This window comes from Gordonia aquimaris (assembly GCF_026262595.1).
GTDB classification, from domain to species: Bacteria; Actinomycetota; Actinomycetes; order Mycobacteriales; family Mycobacteriaceae; genus Gordonia; species Gordonia tangerina.
In genome coordinates, this window is record NZ_JAPKFM010000019.1 from 24,309 (window position 1) to 48,333 (window position 24,025).

The following is a 24,025-nucleotide window of genomic DNA, read 5'->3' on the forward strand; positions in this document are numbered from 1 at the left end:
CGCCGCGCCTGTGCCGCATCCTCCGATGCTGCTCGACCGTTGTTGTCGGACCCCATCGTTAGCCTGATGGTAGTTCCTGATTCGTTGGCCGCCGCCGTCTCAAAAGAAGGGTCGTCTGGTGTTCTCCTTCACCGATCACGACGCCGATGACACCGTGTTGTCGGCGCCGCTCGATGGTGTCGCCGAACAGATGGCCTACGCCGAGGGTGTGCGCGACACGCTGCGCTTGAGCCGCCAATCCGAGGCCCGCACCGTGCTCGGTGCCGGCATGATCGGCGACCGCGCCTACAACGACCGCATGAACGGACAAGGCCCACACGCCAACTCCGGCTCCCACACCAAAGCCCACAAATTCGCCATCGGCGAGATCTCCCTGCAACTGGGCATCACCCGCGGCAAAGCCGGCGAATGGGCGTCGCTGGCACACATGCTGGCCGACCTGCCCAAAATCCGGTTGGCCTACCTCGCCGGCGACTTCAGCACCCACCGCGTCACCGAACTGGCCACCAGCTCGCAGACCGCCCCGAAAGGCAACCTGCGACCACGCCTCAACGACATCCTCGACGAAGCGCTCGGTCCCCGACCCGACATCCCAATCGAGGAACCCACCCCAGACGCAGACGCGTGCGCCGACAGTGACGCAAGCGTTGACGCAGACGCGAGCGCCGACAACGACGCGTGCACCGACGACGACCCGGATACAGGCGATGCAGTCGAGGACCACGCACCCGAGGACCCAGCGCAGGCGCCCGTCGATTTCGAAGACATCGCCCTGGAACTGGCCTACCGGCCCACCCCCGACACCGTGCTGCGCGACGAACTCGACAGCGCACTGATCAGCCTGGACCCCGACGCGCACGCCCAAGCCCGCGAAGACGTGGCCCAAGCCTTCCAGAACGTCACCTTCGCCAAAGAAGCCTTCGGCCACATGCAAATGTCGGCCTGCCTGAGCGCCGAACACGCCATCCACCTCCAACACCGCATCGCCGACCTCATCGCCGAACGCGTCTGCCGCCGCGACCCGCGCCGCGTCGGACACCGACGCGCCATCGCCCTCGCCGAAATCCACGGCGTCCCCGACGTGCGCCTGGACTGCCAATGCGGCTACGACACCTGCACCGCCCGCACCCGCAAGCGGGCCGCCGACGCGACCCCGACGGTGGCGGCCGACGACAACGCGGTCACACCCGAGACCACGGCCACGCCCGTCGACCAGAGCACGGACTCCGCCGAACCCGGCACCACCACTGTCGAACCTTCTGCTACACAGTCGGATACCACCGACACCACCCCTGATCCGACATCCGACGACGACCCCGGCGACGGTAGCCAATCAACAACGTGGACCGCGCGCTGCGATGCACCGACCCCCGACGTGCGCGGGTCGTCAAACGCCTGCCCCGACAACGTGGGGTCCGAACACAACCCCACCGAGGTCGACCCACTCGCACACCACCACGCCGCCGAACGCACAGTCGACGACGAAAGCCCAGGCCACCAAAGCCCACTCGACGCAAAACAGCACCCAGTCAACGGGAAACGGCACCCAGTCGACGGAGAACGGCGCCCACTCGACGTGCGGCGGGTGCGCTCGAACCAGGCCACACCTGCCGTCCTCCCACCGGCACCTGCAGTGCTCAAGTCCCGCTGCGCGGCTACCCCACGCGCCCACCGGATCGTGCGCTACCGCGACTACTGCTGCCGACACCCATAGCCTGCAGGGTCTCGGCGAGGCCCGCCCCACCTGTGCATGACGCTCCGCAACCGACCTTCCTGGCCGGTCGTTGAGTCATGTCTCCCGTTGATCTGCAGCGTGTTTCAGTGGGTCTGATGTGCCAGGGCCGCCATCAGGTCGTCGCGGTTACCTGCCGACTCGGCGAAGCGGAGCGGCTTCACATTTTCGACCAGGATCTCGCGCGTCGCGGAAGGCAGCAGCGACATGACCTCGTCGACGAAGTCGTCGAGGGGCATCGCCCACTCGGCGTCGGCCTGCCCGGGCATCAGATCGGTTTGCACCGCCGGCGGTGCGAGTTCGAGCACCTCCACACCGGTGTCGGCGAGTTGCAGACGCATGCTGTCGGTGAAGGAGTGGATCGCCGCCTTGCTGGCGCTGTAGGTGGGAGTGGTGGCCATCGGTGTGAACGCCAGCCCCGACGACACCGTGATGATGGTTGCCTGCGGTTGCGCCACAAGATGTTCCACGAAGGCGGCAATCAGGCGCAGCGGACCGAGAATGTTGGTCTGCACCTCGGTGACCGCTGTCGACAGGAAGTGGCGGTCGCGGAGGTTCTCGGCACGCATCAGACCTGCCATGGTGATCAGCACGTTCACACCGCCGAACCGTTCGAGCACCTCGGTTGCGGCGCGATCTACGTCAGCGGCATCCGCCACGTCGATCCGAACTGTGTCGATGCCGGGATACTCCTGTGCGACCTGCGCGAGCAGTTCGGTGCGTCGGCCACCGACGATCACATGGTTGCCCTCGCTGTGCAGCCGGGCCGCCAGTGCCAGGCCGATACCGGAGGTGGCGCCCGGGATGAAGATGGTGTTGTCGTGGATGCGCATATCTCGTCTCCTGCGTTGTCGGTTCCCGATCGATGCCAGTGCATCGATCGATGGGATCCAGTCCAATCCGAGTCGCCGGTGACAACAAGGACGCACCGATCGGGGGATCGCCGATCCCTGGATGACGGGCTGCCGATAAGCCACAGTGGATGTCGACGATGCGATCGACGAATGACCGCAGGAGAGGAGCCACCGATGGCGATGGATCGGGCGGGACTCGCCGGGTTTCTCCGCCGCAGGCGCGAGGCCCTGCAACCGGCCGACGTCGGTCTGCCCGTAGGCGCGCGGCGCCGCACCCGCGGACTACGCCGCGAAGAAGTGGCGATGCTGGTCGGAATGTCGACCGACTACTACACCCGCCTCGAACAGCAGCGTGGACCGCATCCGTCCGAACAGATGCTGGCCGCGCTGGCTCGCGCCCTGCATCTCTCGCTGGACGAACGGGATCATCTGTTCGAGCTCGCGGGCCAGCACAGCCCCGTCCGGCGCGCACGGATCGACCACATCGGGCCGGGCATGATGCGGATCGTCGACCGCCTCGCCGACACCCCGGCAATGGTGGTCAACAGCGCCGGGGAGACGCTGTTCCAGACCGGCCCGGCGGCCGCACTCGTCGGCGACGACATGGCGTTCCGGGGACTCGACCGCAGCATCGCCTATCGGTGGTTCACCGATCCGGCGACCCGAGACCGTTTCCCGGCCGAGGACCACGATCATCACGCTCGCGCACACACCGGTCGTCTGCGCGTGGCGGCAACCCGCGAAGGACCGGACTCACGCGCCGCGGAGATCGCCGAGGCACTGCTGCCGATCAGTCCGTCCTTCGCCGAGTTGTGGCATCGCCACGATGTCGGTGCCCGACTCACCGATGAGCGCAAACGGCTGCTGCACCCGGAGCTGGGTGTGATCGAGGTGTTCTGCCAGACGTTGCTCGACCCGGATACGGCGCAGGTGCTGCTGGTGTACACGGCGACCCCGGGAAGCGACGACCACGAGAAGCTGGCGATGCTCAGCGCCGTGAGCGTCTGATCAGAAGGGGTAGCGCACACCGGTCAGCGCTTCGGCGACCTCCCACAGCCGTCGTCCCAGGGCTGGGTCCTGCACACGTGGGCTCGGTCGCACCAGCACCGGTGGCCCGCTGAATTCCATCACACCCGATGGGCCGAAGTACTGTCCGCCGGTGACCTCCGAATCGGTGGCCGCCCGTAGTGACGGCAGAGCGCCGTCAGGTGCCTCCATGATGAAGGTGCTGCGTACCCGATGCAGCGACGGTGTGGTGAACAGCCAGCTCAGCACCCGGCCGGAGTCACGCATGACGCCGCTGTGCGTGGCGCCCGGGTGGGCGGCCACCGAGATCGGAGTTGTGTGACCGGTCGCGGTCAGTCGACGCTGCAACTGGACGGCGAAGACCAGCTGGGCGAACTTCGCTCGCTGATACGCACGCGAGGTGCTGAAGTTCCGGGCCAGGGTCAGATCGTCGAAATCCACCGTGCCGCCCCGGTGGGCGTTGCTGCCCACCGTCACCACCCGACCGGCATCGGCGGCCAGCAGACGTTCGAACAACAGGCCCGTCAGCGCGAAGTGCCCCAGAAAGTTGGTGCCGAAGTCCATCTCGAAACCGTCGGCGGTCAATTCCCGCCGGCCGGCCATCACGCCGGCGTTGTTGATCAACACGTCCACCACGGGATGGTCGAGCTCGATCTGATGTGCCGCTTTGCGTATCGATCCGAGTTCGCTGAGGTCGGTCTGCACCACGTGCACATTCGCATCCGGAACCGTGGCCAGCACGTCGGACCGTGCGGCGTCTGCGCTGTCGACGTTGCGGCAGGCCATCACAACGCGGGCACCCAGACGGGCCAGATGTCTGGCGGTCTCCAGGCCGATCCCGGAGTTGGCACCGGTCACCACCGCCACGCGACCGTCCAGCCGCGGCGCCTGAGCCGGTCCCCATCCACTCCTGGCCATGCTCCACCCCTGATATCGACGGATGGTTCACGATACCGAGCCGTCACCGGTTCGAGCGATAGGCCTTGCGTCCGGACAGCTGCACCACGCCGTCATCGTGCGTCGCCACCATGAGGCCCTCGACGGCGCGGTCGAGCAGACGCCACGCGTATCCGCGGCGCACCAAAGCGACATCACCGAGGAGGTGACCGGTCACCTGCAGTTCCGCACAGTCATCACCCACCGTGCAGACGCATCTCAGCCGACGGGATTCGCCCGAGGACGCGATGACCACGCTGCACATCGCGTCCAGAGCCAGCAGCACGTCCAGGGCGGTACTGTCGGGTACGGCCGAATCGGTGAGTACACCGGAGATCGCATGCCGGACCAGACCGACCTGCTCGGCCACTGCCGGCGCCGTGACCTGGACCGAGACATCACCAGTGATTTCCATGGTCGATCAGTTCCACATGTTGGCTTCTGTGATGGACAGTTACACAGCCGTACCGCTGCTCGGCCACGACAAACGCATCGCGGCGCTCACCCCGGAAGCGTCTCACCGCCGATCGGGGCCAAGACCTCGCCGCTGTAGTACGACGACAGTTGCTCTGCAGCAAAGAACACGTACGACGGCGCGATCTCATCCGGCTGCGCCGCTCGTCCGTAGGGCACCTGACGGCCGAACTCGCCAACCTGATCGGCGGGCAGAGTCGCCGGAATCAACGGCGTCCACACCGGGCCGGGCGCGACGCAGTTGACCCGGATTCCGCGCTCGAGCAGCGATTGCGCCAGCGAATAGGTCAACGCGGTGACAGCGCCCTTGGTGGCCGAGTAGTCGATGAGTTGCTTGTTGCCACGCAGACCGTTGATCGATCCGGTGTTGATGATGGCCCCGCCGCCGGTGAGATGCGGAACCGCGGCGCGGATGGTGTGGAAGAAGCTGTCGATGTTCACGTCGAACGTCCGACGCCACTGACTCGGCGTCAGTTCCATGAAATCGTCGACCGGGCTCTGGAACGCCACGTTGTTGACGAGCACGTCGAGACCTCCCAGCTCGTCGGCGGTCCGGGCGACCACATCGGCGCAGTGCTCCGGATCCGCCAGGTCACCGACAAATGAACGCGCACTACGCCCTTCTGCCTCGATCAGCTCCACGGTATGGCGCGCGTCGTCGGTCTCGGTCAAGTAGGCGATCGCCACGTCGGCCCCCTCCTTCGCGAAGGCCACCGCCACTGCTCGGCCGATCCCCGAATCCCCACCGGTCACCAGGGCAACCTTTCCCGCCAGCAGGTCGCGACCACGATACGCACGCATCTCGTCGTGCGGCTGATCGGGCATCTCCTGCGTTCGACCGGGATATTCGATTGTTTTCTCTGCGTGTGGTTTCTCGCTACTCACGCTTCAACGCTTACCCGCGCCGCGGCGGGCACAAACCGTTGCGACACGTGACCGAGAAGTGTTTGCCCCCACCATCTGGTGGGCACTCTCACCACGAACCGACATCGACCGGGCTCCGCAGCGCGGACCGGAGACAGGAGTGACGCGATGCGCGCAGTCACATGGCAGGGCAAGCGAAATGTCAGTGTGGACACCGTTCCCGATCCGAAGATCGAGGAACCCTCCGATGCCATCATCAAGGTGAGCTCGACCAATATCTGCGGCTCCGATCTCCATCTCTACGAGGTCCTGGGCGCGTTCATGAATCCCGGCGACATTCTCGGCCACGAACCCATGGGCATCGTGGAGGAAGTCGGCAGCGATGTCGGCGATCTGAGCGTCGGCGACCGGGTGGTGATCCCATTCCAGATTTCCTGTGGCAGTTGCTATATGTGCTCTCAGGACCTGTACACCCAGTGCGAGACGACGCAGGTGCGTGAACAGGGCAGCGGCGCGGCCCTGTTCGGCTACTCGGAGCTCTACGGATCCGTGCCTGGTGGTCAGGCGGAGTATCTTCGGGTACCTCAGGCGCAGTTCACCCATATCAAGGTGCCCGGCGATGCCCCCGATTCGCGCTACGTCTACCTGTCGGATGTGCTGCCCACCGCCTGGCAGGCAGTCGAGTACGCCGACATCCCGCCGGGTGGGTCGGTCACCGTCCTCGGCCTCGGGCCGATCGGGGACATGGCCGCGCGTATCGCCCAGCACCGCGGAGCACAGGTGTTCGGTGTCGATCGAGTACCGGAACGGTTGGCACGGGCCGAATCTCGTGGCATCACTACGATCGACCTCGATCGGGTCGACGACCTCGGCAGCGAGATCCGCGAGCGCACCCAGGGGCGCGGCACCGATGCCGTCATCGACGCGGTCGGCATGGAAGCCCACGGTTCGCCGGTCAACAAGATGATGCAGCGGATCGTCGGCGCCATGCCCGACGCCGTTGCCGAACCGCTGATGCAGCATGCCGGCCTCGACCGGCTGTCCGCGCTCTACTCCGCGATCGACATCGTCCGTCGCGGTGGGACATTGTCGCTGATCGGCGTGTACGGTGGCACGGCCGACCCACTACCGCTGATGACGTTGTTCGACAAGCAGATACAGATCCGGATGGGCCAGGCGAACGTGAAGAAGTGGGTGCCGTCCATCATGCCGTTGCTCGGCGACGACGATCCACTGGGGGTGGATTCCTTTGCGTCACACGAGTTGCCGTTGGAGGATGCGCCGCATGCCTACGACATCTTCCAGCGCAAGGCCGATGGAGCGGTCAAGGTGATCCTGAAGCCCTGATCGTCCCCGGAGAGATCGTCGGCTCACGCCTCGGTCGCTGCCGCGGCGGCTGCCTCGCCATCGGGGCCCGCCGCGGCGCCCTTCGGCGCCATCTCCGCGCGCAGTTGGGTCAACGTGCGCGAAAGCAACCGCGACACATGCATCTGGGAGATCCCCACCTTGGCAGCGATCTCACTTTGGGACATGGAGTGAAAGAACCGCAGCGACAGTATCTCTCGCTCCCGCTCCGGTAGCTTCTCCAGCGCCGGGCGCAGCATCACGAACTCTTCCACCTGGTCGAAGCGCTCGTCCTCCTCACCCAGTGTGTCCCGGATGGAACGACTGTCGTCGTCGCCCTCCGGCTCGGCGTCGATGGACATGGCGTTGTAGGCCGAGCGCGCCATCAGCCCGTCGATGACCTCATCGACCGGCATGTCCAGATGCGCAGCCAGTTCTGTCGGCCGCGGCGACCGACCCAGTTGCTGTACGAGTTCGTCGCTCGCCCGCCCTATGCGCAGCGACGTCTCCTTGGCCCGTCGCGGCACCCGCATCGACCACATGGTGTCGCGGAAGTGCCGCCGAACCTCACCCATCACCGTGGGCACGGCGAAAGACAGGAAGCTGTTGCCCCGATCCGCATCGAACCGATCCACGGCGTTGACCACACCTACACGCGCCACCTGCAACAGGTCCTCGAACGCTTCGCCGCGGTCACTGAAGCGACGGGCGACGTGCTCGGCCAGGGGCAGACATCGCTCGACGATCTGCGCGCGCAGCGCTGCCCGCTGCTCGTCATCGGACTGCTCGTGCATGCGCTGCAAAGATCCCGGCACATCGGCGTAATCGTCGTTTGTCGAGCTCCGACGGGGCGCAGATGAACTGTCGTCGAGTGCGTTGCCGACGGTCTCGGACGCGGAATCACCTTCCGATTCCGAGTGCACGGCCGACCCCTGTTCGGCCGATGGCGACGACTGCAAGCGAGCCCTCCGATCTGCGTGGCGTTGGGTGTCGACTGTGGCGTATCGACGATTGAGACACTATCGACTACCCCGCGCGAACCGTTTGGAAACACGGGTTGCTGCGCAGACGTCGTCGCCGTACGGTAGACGAAGCGGTTCAGTGAAAAGCTGCAGGCGAACGACCTTGTCGATGCCGGGTCGCTCGCGCTCATCCCGATATGAACGGGCGTGCTCGATGAACCTCGACACTCAAACCACCTTCCAGCCGTCGCACACCGCCGCAGAGTCGCGTCACCGCACTTCAACCGCCGGCCTGCGGGCAGACAATTCCTTTTGTGTGCAACGCTTCTCCGGTGAGATCGACATGGACAGCGCCGCCGACTTCGCGGCAGCGTTGGACCGGGTGATCAGCCGAGACCCCGAATGCGTGGTGCTCGACATGACCGGAATCGGTTTCTTCGGCGCCTCGGGCCTTCCGGTCTTGGCGCGTTTCGCCTCTGATGCAGCTGATCTGCACATCCCGGTGGCCATGGTGTGCCCACGCGTGGTTGCGCGTCCGCTCGAGGCGTGCGGACTGACCGATTTCATCGCCGTGTACGAAACAATGGAGGATGCGGGCAACGCGCTGAGCGCGTAGACACCCGATCATTGATCCGACCAACCCGGCGTCGGCCAAGTTGGTCGGATCAGTGGTCAGGGCGTACGACTCTTGGCCACCCGCACCACGACCTGACGCCGACGCCCGTCCCCCACATAAGCGACGGATTGGGCGTCGGTGACCGTTTCCACCACGCGCCAACCGAATCCGTTGGTGTCGACCTCGAAATCACCCTCCGGCCAGCCGTCGATCTGAACAATCGCTCCGACTGGGCCGGCCGCGACCGCTACCTCGATGCAGCTGCCGGGTTCTGCGGCCGCGATCAGCTGCGAACAGATCTCGTCGACGCCGAGTTTCACATCGGCCACGTCGTCGACGTTCCAGTCGTCGACGAAGAGGGTCCGTTCCACCACCGACCGCACGATAGTCAAGCGATCGGCATCGGCGGCGACCGACAGTTTCACCGGGGCTGCAGCAGCCTCCGTGATCACGTCGATCACAGAGTGCTCGTCGGTGATCCCTCCGAAGTCGGCCACTGGAAATCTCCTCAAACGACGGTCTCGGTGCAATCGAACCATTGTTACCCCTCGACTGTTACCCCTCGGCGGCGGAACCAAAACCTCAACCGCGCGCGTACCGCGGGTCACCACCCGAGGGCGTCACGACTCCTCTCGGCGTCGCTCCCGTTCGTCGGCGCGCTGACGACGGATGCGCTCACGATGCCCGTAGGTGGCCCGCAGGACGTCGTCATAGCTATCCGTACTGGACCCCAATCCGCCGGCGACCATACCCATCGATGTCGCCAACCACGCCAGATAAGCGTATTCGCGGATTCCGACGTCTTGCCCGAGCGTCTGGCCCATGAAATCCGACTCGATCACCACCAATGCGGCGACGAGCGTCGCGCCGAACAATCCGACGTAGAGCACCATGGCGCTGAATCCGACCGTCCCGATGGTCGCGGTGTTGTACAGCACACGCCGCCACCTGGGCATCACCCCGGCGGTTTCCCAGAGCCGATTGTTGACGATCAGCCAGACCGACGCCATGGCGATCGACAGCACGCTGATCAGGCTCAGACGTACCGGGCTCAGCGCGTTGGCCATCGACCAGATCGACGAGAAGAAGACGCCGAATGACGCCGTCGCGGCTGCTGCTGCGGTCATCCCGGTCAGGGTGGGAATCATCCGCCAGGGTCGATTTCCGCGGATCATTCCGCAGATCAACCGCACCCGGCTCGAGATACCGCGGGCGATCAACAGCTCCGTGTCCCCGTTGTCCTCGCTGCGCCAGCGACCACCCACCGGCCCGGTAGCGTCACGCGGTCCACCGGCCAGCCTTGCGAGGACCGCCTCAATGCACGCGACAAAGGCGCGCGACGGCAACAGGCCCAGTGCCGGCGTACAGATCACCGCCGCCGACCGCGTGTGGTCGAGCTCGACGACCACCACATCGCGCCCTTGCGCGCGCGGCAGTTCGGTCACGAAGATCACCGCATCGGATTCACCTGCTGCTTCTCCGGCCCAGCCCGAATCGAGGTCACCCTGCGGCGACATGTGCAGAGATGTCTGCTCGGTGACCGCGAACTCGCGGTAGGTGACGGCGCTGTCCTCGAGGATTTGATGAATACGCAGATCGGCGTGGTCGACAAGGGCCGCAGGCAAGCCGGGTTCGGTCACGATGCGCAGTCCGTCGGGGCGTCGTGGTGTGGGTGCTTTGTCCATATCGCGGGCGAGCGTACCCACCAGACGCGCTTTCGATACATGCTCTACCGGCGGTGCCGGGCGTCCACATCGGACAGTGAGGTGAACGTGTCGAAATCCGACACGTTCACCTCACTCCAGACCGATGATCAGTCCGGCGGCTCGGCATCGCCGGCCTCGGGACTGTCCGGGTCACCGGTCTCGGAATCGGTGGCGGCCTCGGGGTCGACGGTCGTCTCCTCGGTGGGCGGATTGACCACTTCCTCCTCGAGTCGGTCCACGGTCTCGCGGGCCGAACGCGGGTCCGGCTGCTCCTCGTGACCCTCCGGGACGCCCCCGCCGTTGGTCGATTCCGGGTCGGTCATGTCAGGCCCCTTGCTGTCGGAATCAGATGAGCCCAGAGTCCCCGTCGACGGCACCGACGAAACGTTGCGCATAGGCGAAGCCCTCCGGGGTGTGACCGGTTTGTGAGGTTGGTCGCGAATGACGCCGCTGACCACCCACAACAGCCCGGGAGTGTCGCCGCCAAATGCGGGTTCTGGCGGCCGCGCCCCGTAACATCCCTGGCTGTGAGCACGGCCGTCACCCCTACCCGGACCCCCAACGAGGATGCCGCCACCGGCAACACCTCGGGATATCGGCATGACCTCGACGGCCTGCGCGGTGTGGCGATCGCGTTGGTGGCCATCTTCCACGTGTGGTTCGGCCGCGTGTCCGGCGGCGTCGACGTGTTCCTGACCCTGTCGGGCTACTTCTTTGTCGCATCACTGCTCAAACACGTGGTGGCCACCCAGCCGGCGACGGTGTCGTGGCGCCGCGCGATCGACCCGTGGCCGCGGTTGTGGCGGCTGGTGCGCCGACTCCTGCCGGCGCTGCTGGTGGTGTTGGTCTTCGTAACCGCGATGATCGCGCTGATCATGCCGAAGACCCGGTGGGGTCCGCTGGGTTCAGAGATCCAGGCCAGCGCGCTGTACTACCAGAACTGGCATCTTGCGTTCGATTCGCAGGACTATCAGGCCGCCGATTCGGCGATCAGCCCATTGCAGCACCTGTGGTCGATGTCGATGCAGGGACAGTTCTTCCTACTGACGCTGCTGAGCGCACTCGCCTTGGGTGGGGTGCTGCGGGCGTTGTCGCGCCGATTCACCGTATTCGCCAACCCGACGGCCATCCGAGCCGTCGTGGGCGGGTCGCTGCTGGCCGTGGCGCTGGTGTCCTTCGCCTGGGCCAACTACCGGCACGGCATCAACCAACCGTTCAACTACTACGACACCGTCGCCCGACTGTGGGAGCCCCTTGCCGGCGGCCTGCTCGCCGTGTGGATACCGCGGGTACGGATGCCGGGGTGGCTGCGCAACGCGCTCGGCATCATCGCGCTGGGGCTGATCGTCACCTGCGGCTGGTGGATCTCCGGCGTGCAGGCCTATCCCGGCGCGATGGCACTGGTGCCGGTGGGCGCCACCCTGCTGCTGATCTGGACCGGTTCGGCGACCACGTTGCCGGATGCGACCTCGGCGCCGGGGGCGGTCAGCCGCGGCCTGGCCCACCCCCGTCTGGTGTGGCTCGGCTCCATCGCCTACGCCCTCTACCTGTGGCATTGGCCGCTGCTGATCTTCTACTTGAGCTGGCGTTACCAGGACGACGTGAACTGGCTCGAGGGAACCGGCATCCTCGCGGTATCGGTGGTGCTGGCGTGGGCCACCACCCGTTTCATCGAAGCGCCGCTGCGGGCCGGTCGCACCAGCGGCATTTCCCGAGGCGTCCGACGCGGCCTGGTCGCGCTGATCGTCATCGCCACCGTGATCGCCGGCACCACCGCCGTCGTCTGGCAGCGCGACGCGGCCAACGCGACGGTCAACACCGAGAACCTCGACCCGCGGCTCTACCCGGGTGCCCGGGCCTTCCTCGACGGCGCGGCGGTGCCGAAGGTCGATCCGCAGCCCAGCCCCGAGGTCGTCGACAAAGACTGGCCGATCACCTCCTACGACTCGGTGATTTCCGGATGGAAGGACCCGTCGATCAAGGTCGGCGTCTACGGCGACCCCAACGCGACCCGAACCGTCGCCCTCGTCGGCGGTTCACACGCCGAGTACTGGATCACCGCGCTCGACGCCGTCGGCAAACAACGCGGCTTCAAGGTGACGACCTACCTCAAGGTAGGTTGCGCGCTCACCACCAGCCACGTCTTCATCTGGTTCGGCCAGAAGTACTACCAGTGCAACGACTGGTCGCGGCGCGTGATGGACCGCCTTGCCGTCGACAAACCGGACGTGGTGTTCACCAACTCGACCCGCCCGGTGGAGGGCAAGGGGGCTCGCGGCGACTTCGTCCCGCAGGACTACAAGGACATCTTCGCCGAGTTCCGCGACCGCGGTCAGCGGGTAGTCGCCGTGCGCGACAACCCATGGGCGCACGGCAAGCTGACACCACCGGAATGTCTGGCCGAAGGCAAGAAACCCGAGGTGTGCGGGGTTGCGCGCGAAGTGGCGCTCGCCCCCACCGACCCGGCCCAGGCGATCGCGGCCGACTACCCGAACATGAGTTTCCTCGACTACACCGACGCCATGTGCGACCCCACCTACTGTCCGGCGGTGGTCGGCAACATCCTGCTCTGGCATGACTATCACCACCTGTCGGCGACATTCGTGCGCAGTCTCGTCCCCGCGCTCGACGCCGACCTCGGCCCGGCGCTGCAGTGGTGGTGACACGCGACACCACCGACAATGGGATGCAGCCCGCGGGATGGCCGGCGACGACGCCTCAGCCTGCACCCAGGTCGGGTTGCTAACTTGAGCGACGCGATCCGCGCCACGGCGGATCGGCCATCGAACGGTTTTGGGGCCCTGGCACACGCATGACGACCTACACACCACGGCACGACGACGGGGACTCCACGTCCACCGGCGGTGAGTCCGCTCCCACTGACACCAGCGCGGCAAGGGCCGCCGCGACAATCCACCGGGTCGGCAAACGTGCCTACCTCCACCATCTCGATCTCATCCGCGCGACCACATTCTCGCTGGTCATCTTTGTGCATTGCCTGACCCAGACCACCGACGAATTCAACAACCTGCCGGTCAACACCACCTCGTTGCTGCTGCACTTCACCCGCAACACGTTCTTCGCCCTCACCGGTTTCGTGTTGATGTATCAGAACTACGACAAGGCCGACTTCCAAACCACGACGTTCTGGCGGCGCCGCATCAAGTTGGTGATCTTCCCGTACCTCATCTGGTCGGCCATCTACTGGTTGGTGCAGCAGGTGTGGGCGCGCGGCCGAATCGGCGAGCTGGCCGCCGACCCGATCGGCGGTCTCCGCGAGTTCGCCGAGCTCGCGGCCTGGGGGCTGTCGGGCTTCCAGATGTACTTCCTGTTCGTGATGCTGCAGGTGTACCTACTCTTTCCGCTCATCCTGTGGCTGGTGCGGCGTACCGCCGGCCGCCACGCGCTGTTGCTGGGCGCCAGCCTGGCCGTGCAGGTCGCCATCACCATAACGATCACCTGGTGGACGCCCCCGCCGACGGTCGCCGAGTACTGGTGGCATCACTACGCGACCTTCGTGCCGTATCAGTTCTTCATCCTCTACGGCGCGGTGGCCGCGGTGCACCGCGACGCCATCGGCCGGTGGCTGCAGGGCAAGGGGTGGTGGCTGTTCGGTGCGCTGGTCGCGACCGGCACGCTCGCCGTGGGCATCTACCTCGGCGGCGTCTGGTTCGGCGGGCAGCCCGTGCACGACCACGACTCCGCGTTCTTCCCGTGGCTGTTGCCTTTTCTGATCGTGGCCATCACCTGCCTCTACGCGGCGGCCGCACACTGGGGAAAGACGTGGCGCGAGTTCACGCCTCGGTTCGCCCGCGTCGTCGCCTTCGCCTCCAACCGGTCGTTCGGGGTGTTCCTGGCACATGTGCTGGTGTTGTATTTCGTACTGAAACCGCAGTCCGGCGATCAGCCGTGGATTCTGGCCACCCTCGGTCAGCCGTGGGGCACGATCGGCACCTACGTGCTCACCATCGCCGGTTCGCTGCTGTTGATGGAGCTACTGCGTCGCCTGCCCGGTTCGGTGTATCTCACCGGTCGCCCCCGACTGCGCCTGCGACGCACCGCGGCGTGACGCCGGCCGGGCCGGTGGGCCTCATCTGACTGCCAGGCGTCGACGGATTGCGGCCTACCGAGCCGCCGAGAACAGAGAGCCGCGAACCGGCAATCCCAGCAACGCACGGGGTCTCGCCAGCAGCAGTTCGCGCAAATGGTTGCGGACGACAGTCCAGGTGGCGCACTCACACCGAGCCGTGACTCCGGTCGCGTCGACCCCATGCGCCCGGCACAGTGCGATGGCGCGGGTGAGGTGGAAGTCCTGGGTGACGATCACCACGGCGCGCAGGCCGAAGTCGTCGTGGACGCGGCGGCAGCTGGCATCGGTGTCCATACCCAGCGGGTCGTCGACGATGACGTCGGCCGGGACACCGCGTGACTTGAGGTCGCGGCGCATCACCGCTGGCTCGTCGCCGGCCGCGGCAGTGCCGTTACCCGAGTTGATGATGCGGCTGACCCGGCCCGATTCGTAGAGTTCGACAGCGGTGTCGAGGCGGCCCTGGACGTAGGAACCGGGTGTACCGTCCTCGACGAGCGACCCCAGAACGAGGGCAGTGGACCCGGCCGGCACGTCGTCGATCTCGAGAACCCTTCCGGCGGAAGCGAAATAGATCCAGGTCCCCGCACTGGTGACGATCAGTTCCACCGCCACCAACCCGATGAGCACCACCCACCGCGCCGCCGACTGCATCGGGGATCACGATACCCGAGCGCAGCCACCGATCCCCGTGACACGAACCCCACCAACTCAAGTGGCCGAAAACGCCCGCGCGGCGTGGACCCGGGCCGATACTGGAACAACGCATTGTCGCGGAGCACCCTGCTCGATGATCCCGGGAGGTCCTAACGATGCCCTACATGCCGGTCACCGAATCGATGTTCCTCATCGCCGAGACCCGGGAACAGCCGATGCATGCGGGTGGACTGCAATTGTTCATCCCGCGCGAGGGGCAGTCGGCGACCGAGCTCGCCGAGGAAATCGTCGAGACGTTTCACTCATGCGCGGACATTCGGCCACTGTTTCGCAAACGCCCGGCGTCACCGGCCGCGCTGCTCGGGACGCTGGCCTGGTCGTACGACGACGAGATCGACGTCGACTATCACGTCCGACGCGCGGTCCTACCCCGTCCGGGCCGGATCCGCGAACTACTGCGCTATGTGTCGCTCAACCACAGCGCGCTGCTCGACCGCACCCGGCCGATGTGGGAACTGCACATCATCGAAGGCCTCGACGATGGCCGGGTGGCGATCTACACCAAGATCCATCACTCACTGGTCGACGGGATCTCCGCACTGCGACTGTTGGAGAACTCGCTGTCGCCGGATCCCAACGACCGCACCGGGACCGCGTGGTGGGACACCGCACTGCTGCGCCGCCGACCGCCCCGCGAGACCACCGGCGCTTCCCTGCGCTCGCGGCTCACCGCCCCGCTCGGTCAGGCGCTGAACCTGACGGGGCAGATCGTGGGCGCCGGTCCGGCCGCAGCGAAGATCGCATGGGCGGGGATCACCGACGACGCCTTCGCGCCGCCGTTCGTGCCCGCACCCAACACGATCCTCGACGTCCCGATCGGCAGTGCTCGCCGATTCGCCGCCCAACAGTGGCCGCGGCAGCGCCTCGATGCGGTCGGTCAGGCGCTCGACATCACCCTCAATGACGTCGTCGTCACAATGTGCGCCGGCGCGTTGCGCGCCTACCTGATCGACCAGGACGCGCTTCCGGATGACCCGCTGATCGCGGCGATGCCGGTCTCGACGCGCACCGACAAGAGCTCCGAGGGCAACGCGGTCACCGCCATCATGGCGAATCTCGCGACCGATCAGCCCGACCCGGAGCGCCGCCTCGCCGCCGTGATCGCCTCCACCCGCAAGGCCAAACAGGTGATTCGCGGGCTCTCACCGCTGCAGGCACTGGCGTTCGGTGCGGCGACATTCGCTCCGCTGGCGCTGGCGCCCATCCCGGGATTCGTTCGATCCACACCGCCGCAGTTCAATGTGCTGATTAGCAATGTGCCCGGTCCGTCGCGGCCGATGTACTGGAATGGTGCGGCCCTCGACGGCTGCTATCCGGTGTCGATCGCGATGCACGGGCAAGCGCTCAACATCACCCTCACCACCACCGCCGATCAAGTGAATTTCGGATTGATCGGCGCTCGCAAGGAACTGCCGAGCCTGCAGCGCATCCTCACCCACCTCGACACCGCGCTCGACGATCTGGAGAAGGTCGCCGGGGTTCGCCCGCTGAGGTCGGTCCCATGAGATCCACCCCATGAGACCCGCATCGCCGCTCCCTTCCGGTGACGCTTGCCACAAGAAGCGCCACCTACCGCGACCTGACTCGACAGTAAGTTACTCGCGAGTATTATCCAGTGGACCACGGCGGTGGACACCGAGCGTTAGTTAGGTGAGCCTTGGCAGCGCCGATCCACCGCCAGGAACTACGGTTACCTGTAGTACACGTCGGCCCGCGTGCGCCAAAGCCCTGCGCAGATGGGCCGATGCCGACCCAAAGAAAGGCCGGGACGCGCCCGTGACTTCCACGACGATCGCCATCGGTACCATCACGACCCTCGTCAGTCTCGTCTGCTGGGCGATCTTCTTCCAGGGCGTCGGGAAGATGGTCCGCACCATCAGCCACGGCCAGAAGATCGACTCAGCGCGAATCTTCCCGATCCTGCCGCGTATCAAGACGGTCGTCGTCGAGTTCGCTGCGCACACCAGGATGGCGAAGTTCCGAACCGTCGGTTGGGCGCACTGGCTGGTGATGGTGGGCTTCCTACTCGGCTTCATCTTCGTCTTCGAGGCCTACGGGCAGGCCTTCGATCCGCACTTCCACTGGCCGTGGCTGGGCACCTGGGGCCCCTACGTGCTGGCCGAGGAGGTCCTGGGCTGGGCCACTGTCATCGGCGGTGTCGCACTGGTGATCGTGCGCCAGCTCAACCACCCCCGTGTCCCGGAGCGCCTGTCGCGGTTCTCGGGCTCGAATTTCGGTGCCGCCTATTTCGTCGAAGCGGTCGTCATCATCGAGGGCCTGGGCATGCTCGGGGTGAAGTTCTTCAAGATCGCCTCGGGCATCGAGCACGCCCCGATCTGGGCGTCACCGACGCTGCACTACCTGGCGATGCCGTTCGAAGGCGCGCCCGAGTGGACCGTCTCGGCGATGGCCGTGATCAAACTGCTCTCGGCGATGATCTGGCTGGCCGTGGTCGGGCGCAACATCAACTGGGGTGTGGCCTGGCACCGGTTCGCGGCGTTCGTCAACATCTACTTCAAGCGTGAGGCCGACGGGGGCGTCGCTCTGGGCGCGCTCAAGCCGATGATGAGCCAGGGCAAGGTCCTCGACATGGAGACCGCCGACCCCGACGTCGACGCGTTCGGTGCCGGCAAGATCGAGGACTTCTCCTGGAAGGGCTGGCTGGACTTCACCACCTGCACCGAGTGTGGCCGATGCCAGAGTCAGTGCCCGGCATGGAACACCGGTAAGCCGCTGTCGCCGAAGCTGCTGATCATGTCGCTGCGCGACCACGGCTACGCCAAGGCGCCCTACCTGCTCGCGGGCGGCAAGCAGGACATGGCCGGCGACGAGGTGGGACTGGTCGACGCCGACGGCAACGTCGATGAAGCCAAGCTCAACGCGATTCCCGAGGAAGCCCGCGCCGAGGCAGCGCGCAAGCTGGTCGGCGAATCGCACGGCGCGCTGGGCGGCGGCAACGGCATCGAGGCCGCCGACGGCGAGTTCGATCCGGCCGCCCTCGGTGCCGTCATCGACACCGAGACCCTGTGGAGCTGCACCACCTGCGGTGCCTGCGTGGAGCAGTGCCCGGTCGACATCGAACACGTCGACCACATCCTGGACATGCGTCGCTATCAGGTGCTGATCGAGTCGGACTTCCCGACCGAGCTCGCCGGCATGTTCAAGAACCTGGAGAACAAGGGCAACCCGTGGGGCCAGAACGCCTCGGCGCGCACCAACTGGATCTCCGAGATGGACATCGAGATCCCGGTCTTCGGCCAGGACGTGGAGACCTTCGAAGGCTTCGAGTACCTGTTCTGGGTCGGTTGCGCCGGCGCATACGAGGATCGCGCGAAGAAGACCACCAAGGCCGTCGCCGAGCTGCTCGACGTCGCGGCGGTGAACTTCCTGGTGCTCGGCGAGGGCGAGACCTGTACCGGCGACTCCGCACGCCGCGCGGGCAACGAGTTCCTGTTCCAGATGCTCGCCCAGCAGAACATCGAGATGCTCGGCGAGGTGTTCGCCACCGCGCCGCAGCAGCGCAAGAAGATCGTCGTCACCTGTGCGCACTGCTTCAACGCGCTGGGCAACGAGTACCCGCAGCTCGGCGCGAAGTACGAGGTCGTACACCACACGCAGCTGCTCAACAAACTGGTCCGGGAGAAGCGCCTGGTGCCGGTCGCCCCGCTCGGCGAGGGCGTCACCTACCACGACCCCTGCTACCTGGGCCGCCACAACAAGGTCTACGACGCCCCGCGTGAGCTGATGGCCGCATCCGGCTCGAACCTCACCGAGATGCCGCGGCACGGCGAACGGTCCATGTGCTGCGGTGCCGGTGGCGCCCGCATGTGGATGGAAGAGCAGATCGGCAAGCGCATCAACATCGACCGGGTCGACGAGGCGCTCGATACTCTCGGCACGCCGAACGGGGATGCGCCGCAGAAGGTTGCCACCGGCTGCCCGTTCTGCCGCGTGATGCTCACCGACGGCGTGACCGCCCGCACGGCGAATACCGAGCAAGAAGGCAAGATCGAGGTCGTCGACGTGGCCCAGCTGCTGCTGGAGTCGGTCAAGCGCGGCGCCCCCGAGGTCAAGCGTGGCGGACGGTACCTCGGTCCCGCATCGGTGCCGACCACCGAACCCGAGCCCGCGGCAGCGCAGGAATCCGAACCGGAGCCGGCTGCGGCTGCGACGGCGGCGGGGGCAACCGCGACGGCCACCGAGGCCAAGCCGAAACCGAAGGTCGGCCTGGGCATGAAGGGCGGCAAGAAGCCGGGGGCGTCGGCGAAGGCCACGGCGCCGACCGAGGCCAAGCCTGCCGATTCCGCACCAGCCGAAAGCAAGCCCGCCGAGAGCAAGCCCGCCGAGAAGAAGCCCGCTGCCAAGGGCTTCGGCATGGGCGCCAAAGCCAAGAAGCCCGGTACGGCCAAGGCCGACGCCGGGTCCGCGGCACCCGCGCCCGCCGAGGCCGAGTCGTCGGCGGCAGTCGAATCCACCGCGGCGGCCACCTCCGCCGACAACCCGCCAGTGGAGAAGAAGCCGGCCGCCAAGGGCTTCGGCATGGGCAAGGCCAAGCGCCCGGGTGCGGCGTCGAACGCCGCGGCCCCGGCCGCGGGGGTGACCGCGCCGGCGGAGAACAAGGTGGCCGAAGCGGAATCGGCGCCCGAGGCAGCAGCCACGGCCGACACCGAGACCGCCGCGACCTCCGGCGGCGCAGCCACTGAGGCAAAGGCGGGGAAGGCCAAGGGCTTCGGCATGGCCGCCGGCAAGAAGCGTCCCGGTGGCATCGGCAAGGCCGCCGCGCCGGACGCGTCGGCGGCACCGGCGGGGACCGCGGCACCGGCTGAGGCGTCCGCTCCGGCGGAGACCGCCGGGGCTCCTGCCGATGGCGGGGCCGCAGCAGCCGAGGATGCATCCGCGACGACCTCCGCAGCTGCTGCCACGGAAGCGAAGCCCGGCAAGGCCAAGGGCTTCGGCATGGCGGCGGGCAAGAAGCGTCCCGGCGGCATCGGCAAGGCGGCACCGGCCGCAGCCGCACCGTCTCCCGAGACAGCAGAGCCCGCGACACCGGAGCCCGCGAGCGAACCGGAGCCGACCCAACCCGCACCCCCGGCGGAACCGGAGACGGCCGAAACCCCAGCCGACACCGAAGCCGATTCGCCTGCCGAGGAATCGGCCCCGTCGCCGAACGGGTCGTCGGACAAGACGATCGCCGAGACCGGCGCATCCAAGGCCAAGGGATTCGGCATCGCCGCGGGCAAGAAGCGGCCCGGCCACTCCTAGTCATCGGGTCGCCACCCCTTATTCGCCAACACCACCTTGGAACCGAACCAAGGTGGTGTTGGCGTTTCGGGGTATCTGTTGTGACACCGTGAGCTCGCCGCGTCGTCGTGGTCACGGTGTCGCGGAAAACCCGTTTGCGCTGGACTGTCACAATTGAACTCGTGAGTAGACCGCATGTATCCCACCTGAACCAGAACCTCAAGCCGCTCGAGCAGTCCCAGAAGCTGCAGAACGTGTGCTACGAGATCAGAGGTCCGGTTCACGCGAACGCGGCGCGGCTCGAGTCCGAGGGACACCGGATTCTCAAGCTCAACATCGGCAATCCGGCGCTGTTCGGGTTCGAGGCCCCCGACGTGATCATGCGCGACATGATCCATGCGCTGCCCTACTCCCAGGGCTATTCGGAGTCCGCGGGGGTGCTGTCGGCGCGCCGCGCCGTGGTCACCCGCTACGAGCTCCTCCCCGAGTTCCCCTACTTCGACGTCGACGACGTCATCCTCGGCAACGGGGTGTCCGAGCTCATCACCATGACGATGCAGGCTTTGCTCAACGACGGCGACGAGGTGTTGATCCCGGCGCCGGACTATCCGCTGTGGACGGCGATGACGTCACTGTCGGGTGGTCGGCCGGTGCACTACCGCTGCGACGAGGACAACGGCTGGAACCCCGACGTCGCCGACATCGCTTCCAAGATCACCGATCGCACCAAGGCGATCGTGATCATCAACCCGAACAACCCGACCGGCGCGGTCTACTCCCGCCAGGTACTCGAGCAACTCGTCGAACTCGCCCGGCAGCACTCGCTGCTGATCATGGCCGACGAGATCTACGACAAGATCCTCTACGACGACGCCGAGCACATCAACGTCGCCTCGCTGGCGCCGGATCTGTTGTGCCTGACCTTCAACGGATTGTCCAAGGCCTACCGGGTGTGCGGATACCGCGCCGGCTGGCTGGTACTGACCGGCCCCAAGGACCATGCGCGCGGCTTCATCGAGGGGCTCGGCATCCTCGCGTCGACCCGCCTGTGCTCCAATGTCCCCGGCCAGCACGCCATCCAGGTGGCCCTCGGCGGCTACCAGAGCATCGACGCACTCGTCGCACCGGGCGGACGCCTGTTCGAGCAACGCAACGTGACCTGGGAGAAGCTCAACAATATCCCCGGTGTCAGCTGCGTGAAACCGATGGGCGCGCTCTATGCCTTTCCGAAACTCGACCCCAACGTGCACGAGATCCACAACGACGAGCTGTTCGTCCAGGACCTGCTGCTACAGGAGAAGATCCTGGTGGTGCAGGGCACCGGCTTCAACCTCACCGACCACAACCACTTCCGGATCGTCACTCTGCCGTGGGCGCGTGACCTCGACGAGGCGATCGATCGGATCGGCAATTTCCTGTCGTCGTACCGACAGTGACCGCCAAACCGCTGGTCGATCTCGATACGCCACTCACTTCGTTCGCGGCTACTCGATCCACGCAGTAACTACCAAACCGCTGGTCGAGTAACCGCCGAGCCGCTAGGCGAGGTGGTGTATCGAGACCAGTCCTCACCCGACGCTCCTTCACTGTGACTCCTTGTCACAGACAACTCTGGACGTATTGCTGTGACGCTTGGTAACGTCTAACACCATTCGATCGTCTCGAAGGGGAGTCGCATGGTCGATTGGCGTATGCAGCGAGTCAACAACGGCGGCGTGTCATTGGCCGTCTTCGAGGTGGCAGGGTCGGCCACCTCCGCCGACGACAGGCACCGGCCAACGGTGCTGCTCGTACACGGCTGGCCGGACACCCACCATCTGTGGACACATGTCGCACCGGCGTTGGCCGCCGACAACCACGTCGTCGCCTATGACTGCCGCGGGTTCGGCCAGAGCGACCGACCCGACGGGGACGCCGCCTACCGGCTCGAGGCGCTCGCCGACGACCTGTTCGCAGTCGCCGACGCTGTGAGCCCCGATCGGCCCGTCCATGTGATCGGCCACGACTGGGGGTCGGTGCAGGCGTGGGAGGCGGTCACCCGGCCCGGCGCGGAAGACCGGATCGCGTCCTTCGTCTCGGTATCGGGACCCAACCTCGATCAGCTCGGCACGTGGGCCCGGCAGAAACTACGGCGACCCACTCCGCGCAACCTGGGTCACGCCGCGGCGCAGGTGGGTTCGTCGGCGTACACCGTGTTCTTCCAGCTGCCGGTGCTACCGCGGATGTTCTTCGGTGTCGCCGGTTCTGCGGCGGTGTGGCGCGAGTTCCTGCACCGGGTGGAGGGCACCCCACGCGACCGGGTGATCGTGGGTGACACCCTGCGACAGGACATGGTCTCAGGGCTTCGGCTGTACCGCGCCAACATTCGCGCCAAGCTGATCGATCCGCGGACCCGATCGACCCTGGTCCCGACCCTCGAATTGGTCAACGAACGCGACATCGCCTTGCGACCGGCAATCTTCGATGACACCTACCAGTACGCGCAGCGCTTGTGGCGCCGCTCTACCCCAACCGGTCACTGGCTGCCCTACACCAACCCAGACCATCTGGTGCGCAGCGCATCCGACTTCATCGCAACGCAGGCCGCGCGGTCGACGCCCGACATCGCCGCCCGGATGGACCGCACCCGCGTGTTCGGTGCACCGCATGCGTTGTCGGGGAAGCTGGCCGTGATCACCGGAGCCGGCAGCGGCATCGGGCGCGAGACCGCGTTCGCTTTGGCCGAGCAGGGATGTGAGTTGGTCGTCGCCGACATCGACCTCACCAGGGCCGACGAGACGGCCCGTCAGAGCAAGGCACTGGGCGCGCAGGCCACGGCCTACGAGGTCGACGTCGCCGATGTCGAGGCGGTGACCGAGTTCGCCACGCGAGTGCGCGATCGACACGGAACCCCCGACCTCGTCGTCAACAATGCCGGGATCGGCCTGGCCGGAGGCGCGTTGGCCGCCACCGACGATCAGGTCGACCGACTACTCGACGTGAATCTGCGCGGGGTCATCTCCGGCAGCAGGGCGTTCGGCCGGCAGATGGTGGAACGCGGGATCGGCGGGCACATCGTCAACGTGGCGTCGGCGGCGGCCTTCACCCCGCAGCGCTCCCTAGGGTTGTATGCCGCTTCCAAGGCGGGTGTGCTGCTGTTCTCGGAATCGTTGCGCGCCGAGCTCGGCGAGCATCGGATCGGGGTGTCGGCGATCTGCCCCGGCATCGTGGACACCAACATCGTCGGCGCCACCCCGATCGCGGGCCTGCAGGCCGATGATGAGGACGCCGAACGGCGACGCCTCGACGGCCTGTACCGTCGCCGGGGATTCACACCCGACCGCGTCGCCCGCGCCATCGTCGACGCGATCGTGCACAACAAGGCCGTCGTGCCGGTCACCCCGGAAGCCGCGATCGGTTACCGCATCTATCGATTCGCGCCGTGGCTGTCGCGGATCGCCGCGCGCCGGAAAGTGACGGGGTAGCC

General features: G+C 66.5%; 19 protein-coding genes. 10 read left to right on the top strand and 9 right to left on the bottom strand.

What is annotated here, in order from left to right; all coding sequences use genetic code 11:
• Positions 1-118 precede the first annotated feature (118 nt).
• Positions 119-1,714 (top strand): hypothetical protein, encoded by a 1,596-nt coding sequence (locus tag OSB52_RS16900; RefSeq protein ID WP_266062812.1) that lies wholly within the window; start codon positions 119-121, stop codon positions 1,712-1,714.
• 104 nt (positions 1,715-1,818) lie between these two features.
• On the opposite strand, the gene OSB52_RS16905 is transcribed toward OSB52_RS16900, so the two are convergent.
• Positions 1,819-2,565, bottom strand: coding sequence for an SDR family oxidoreductase (locus OSB52_RS16905; protein ID WP_266062813.1), 747 nt, complete (start codon positions 2,563-2,565; stop codon positions 1,819-1,821).
• A 171-nt stretch (positions 2,566-2,736) separates the two neighbouring features.
• On the opposite strand from OSB52_RS16905, the gene OSB52_RS16910 reads away from it, so the two are divergent.
• A complete protein-coding gene (locus OSB52_RS16910; RefSeq protein WP_235721921.1) occupies positions 2,737-3,594 on the top strand; it encodes an MmyB family transcriptional regulator in 858 nt (285 codons plus the stop codon).
• On the opposite strand, the gene OSB52_RS16915 is transcribed toward OSB52_RS16910, so the two are convergent.
• The 3 genes from OSB52_RS16915 to OSB52_RS16925 all read right to left on the bottom strand — a co-directional run bounded on the left by OSB52_RS16915 (position 3,595) and on the right by OSB52_RS16925 (position 5,847).
• Entirely contained in the window at positions 3,595-4,530 is a 936-nt protein-coding gene (locus OSB52_RS16915; protein ID WP_235721920.1) for an oxidoreductase, read from the bottom strand.
• A 43-nt stretch (positions 4,531-4,573) separates the two neighbouring features.
• Positions 4,574-4,963: a hypothetical protein gene (locus OSB52_RS16920; protein ID WP_235721919.1), complete on the bottom strand. Its 390-nt coding sequence runs from the start codon at positions 4,961-4,963 to the stop codon at positions 4,574-4,576.
• Between the two features lie 86 nt (positions 4,964-5,049).
• Positions 5,050-5,847, bottom strand: coding sequence for an SDR family oxidoreductase (locus OSB52_RS16925; protein ID WP_235722018.1), 798 nt, complete (start codon positions 5,845-5,847; stop codon positions 5,050-5,052).
• A gap of 207 nt (positions 5,848-6,054) precedes the next feature.
• Here OSB52_RS16925 and OSB52_RS16930 point away from each other — a divergent pair, with 207 nt between their 5' ends.
• The gene (locus OSB52_RS16930) at positions 6,055-7,233 is read left to right on the top strand and encodes a zinc-dependent alcohol dehydrogenase (RefSeq protein WP_235721918.1); all 1,179 of its coding nucleotides are present in this window, start codon (positions 6,055-6,057) and stop codon (positions 7,231-7,233) included.
• Positions 7,234-7,256: 23 nt separating this feature from the next.
• Here the strand turns inward: OSB52_RS16930 and OSB52_RS16935 are convergent, their stop codons facing one another.
• Entirely contained in the window at positions 7,257-8,024 is a 768-nt protein-coding gene (locus OSB52_RS16935) for a SigB/SigF/SigG family RNA polymerase sigma factor (protein WP_235722017.1), read from the bottom strand.
• Positions 8,025-8,406: 382 nt separating this feature from the next.
• Here OSB52_RS16935 and OSB52_RS16940 point away from each other — a divergent pair, with 382 nt between their 5' ends.
• Positions 8,407-8,808 carry an STAS domain-containing protein gene (locus OSB52_RS16940; protein WP_235721917.1) on the top strand — a complete coding sequence of 134 codons (402 nt, stop codon included), beginning with the start codon at positions 8,407-8,409 and terminating at the stop codon, positions 8,806-8,808.
• Positions 8,809-8,864: 56 nt separating this feature from the next.
• Here OSB52_RS16940 and OSB52_RS16945 read toward each other — a convergent pair whose 3' ends face one another.
• The 3 genes from OSB52_RS16945 to OSB52_RS16955 all read right to left on the bottom strand — a co-directional run bounded on the left by OSB52_RS16945 (position 8,865) and on the right by OSB52_RS16955 (position 10,837).
• Positions 8,865-9,305, bottom strand: a complete 441-nt coding sequence (locus tag OSB52_RS16945; protein ID WP_235721916.1) for an anti-sigma factor — start codon at positions 9,303-9,305, stop codon at positions 8,865-8,867.
• Positions 9,306-9,428: 123 nt separating this feature from the next.
• Entirely contained in the window at positions 9,429-10,493 is a 1,065-nt protein-coding gene (locus OSB52_RS16950) for a hypothetical protein (protein ID WP_235721915.1), read from the bottom strand.
• A 128-nt stretch (positions 10,494-10,621) separates the two neighbouring features.
• Positions 10,622-10,837: a hypothetical protein gene (locus tag OSB52_RS16955; protein ID WP_235721914.1), complete on the bottom strand. Its 216-nt coding sequence runs from the start codon at positions 10,835-10,837 to the stop codon at positions 10,622-10,624.
• A gap of 204 nt (positions 10,838-11,041) precedes the next feature.
• On the opposite strand from OSB52_RS16955, the gene OSB52_RS16960 reads away from it, so the two are divergent.
• Together OSB52_RS16960 and OSB52_RS16965 are read left to right on the top strand one after the other, a co-directional pair.
• Positions 11,042-13,177: an acyltransferase family protein gene (locus OSB52_RS16960; protein ID WP_235721913.1), complete on the top strand. Its 2,136-nt coding sequence runs from the start codon at positions 11,042-11,044 to the stop codon at positions 13,175-13,177.
• Between the two features lie 149 nt (positions 13,178-13,326).
• Positions 13,327-14,583 carry an acyltransferase gene (locus OSB52_RS16965; protein WP_235721912.1) on the top strand — a complete coding sequence of 419 codons (1,257 nt, stop codon included), beginning with the start codon at positions 13,327-13,329 and terminating at the stop codon, positions 14,581-14,583.
• A gap of 54 nt (positions 14,584-14,637) precedes the next feature.
• On the opposite strand, the gene OSB52_RS16970 is transcribed toward OSB52_RS16965, so the two are convergent.
• Positions 14,638-15,255, bottom strand: a complete 618-nt coding sequence (locus OSB52_RS16970) for a SanA/YdcF family protein (RefSeq protein ID WP_235721911.1) — start codon at positions 15,253-15,255, stop codon at positions 14,638-14,640.
• 158 nt (positions 15,256-15,413) lie between these two features.
• Here OSB52_RS16970 and OSB52_RS16975 point away from each other — a divergent pair, with 158 nt between their 5' ends.
• From OSB52_RS16975 to OSB52_RS16990, 4 genes are all read left to right on the top strand, one after another.
• Entirely contained in the window at positions 15,414-16,823 is a 1,410-nt protein-coding gene (locus OSB52_RS16975; RefSeq protein WP_266062814.1) for a WS/DGAT/MGAT family O-acyltransferase, read from the top strand.
• A 271-nt stretch (positions 16,824-17,094) separates the two neighbouring features.
• On the top strand, positions 17,095-20,580 hold the full coding sequence (locus OSB52_RS16980) for a (Fe-S)-binding protein (protein ID WP_266062815.1): 3,486 nt from the start codon (positions 17,095-17,097) through the stop codon (positions 20,578-20,580).
• A gap of 161 nt (positions 20,581-20,741) precedes the next feature.
• A complete protein-coding gene (locus tag OSB52_RS16985; RefSeq protein WP_266062816.1) occupies positions 20,742-21,995 on the top strand; it encodes a pyridoxal phosphate-dependent aminotransferase in 1,254 nt (417 codons plus the stop codon).
• A gap of 240 nt (positions 21,996-22,235) precedes the next feature.
• Positions 22,236-24,023 carry an SDR family oxidoreductase gene (locus OSB52_RS16990; RefSeq protein ID WP_266062817.1) on the top strand — a complete coding sequence of 596 codons (1,788 nt, stop codon included), beginning with the start codon at positions 22,236-22,238 and terminating at the stop codon, positions 24,021-24,023.
• Positions 24,024-24,025: the final 2 nt, after the last annotated feature.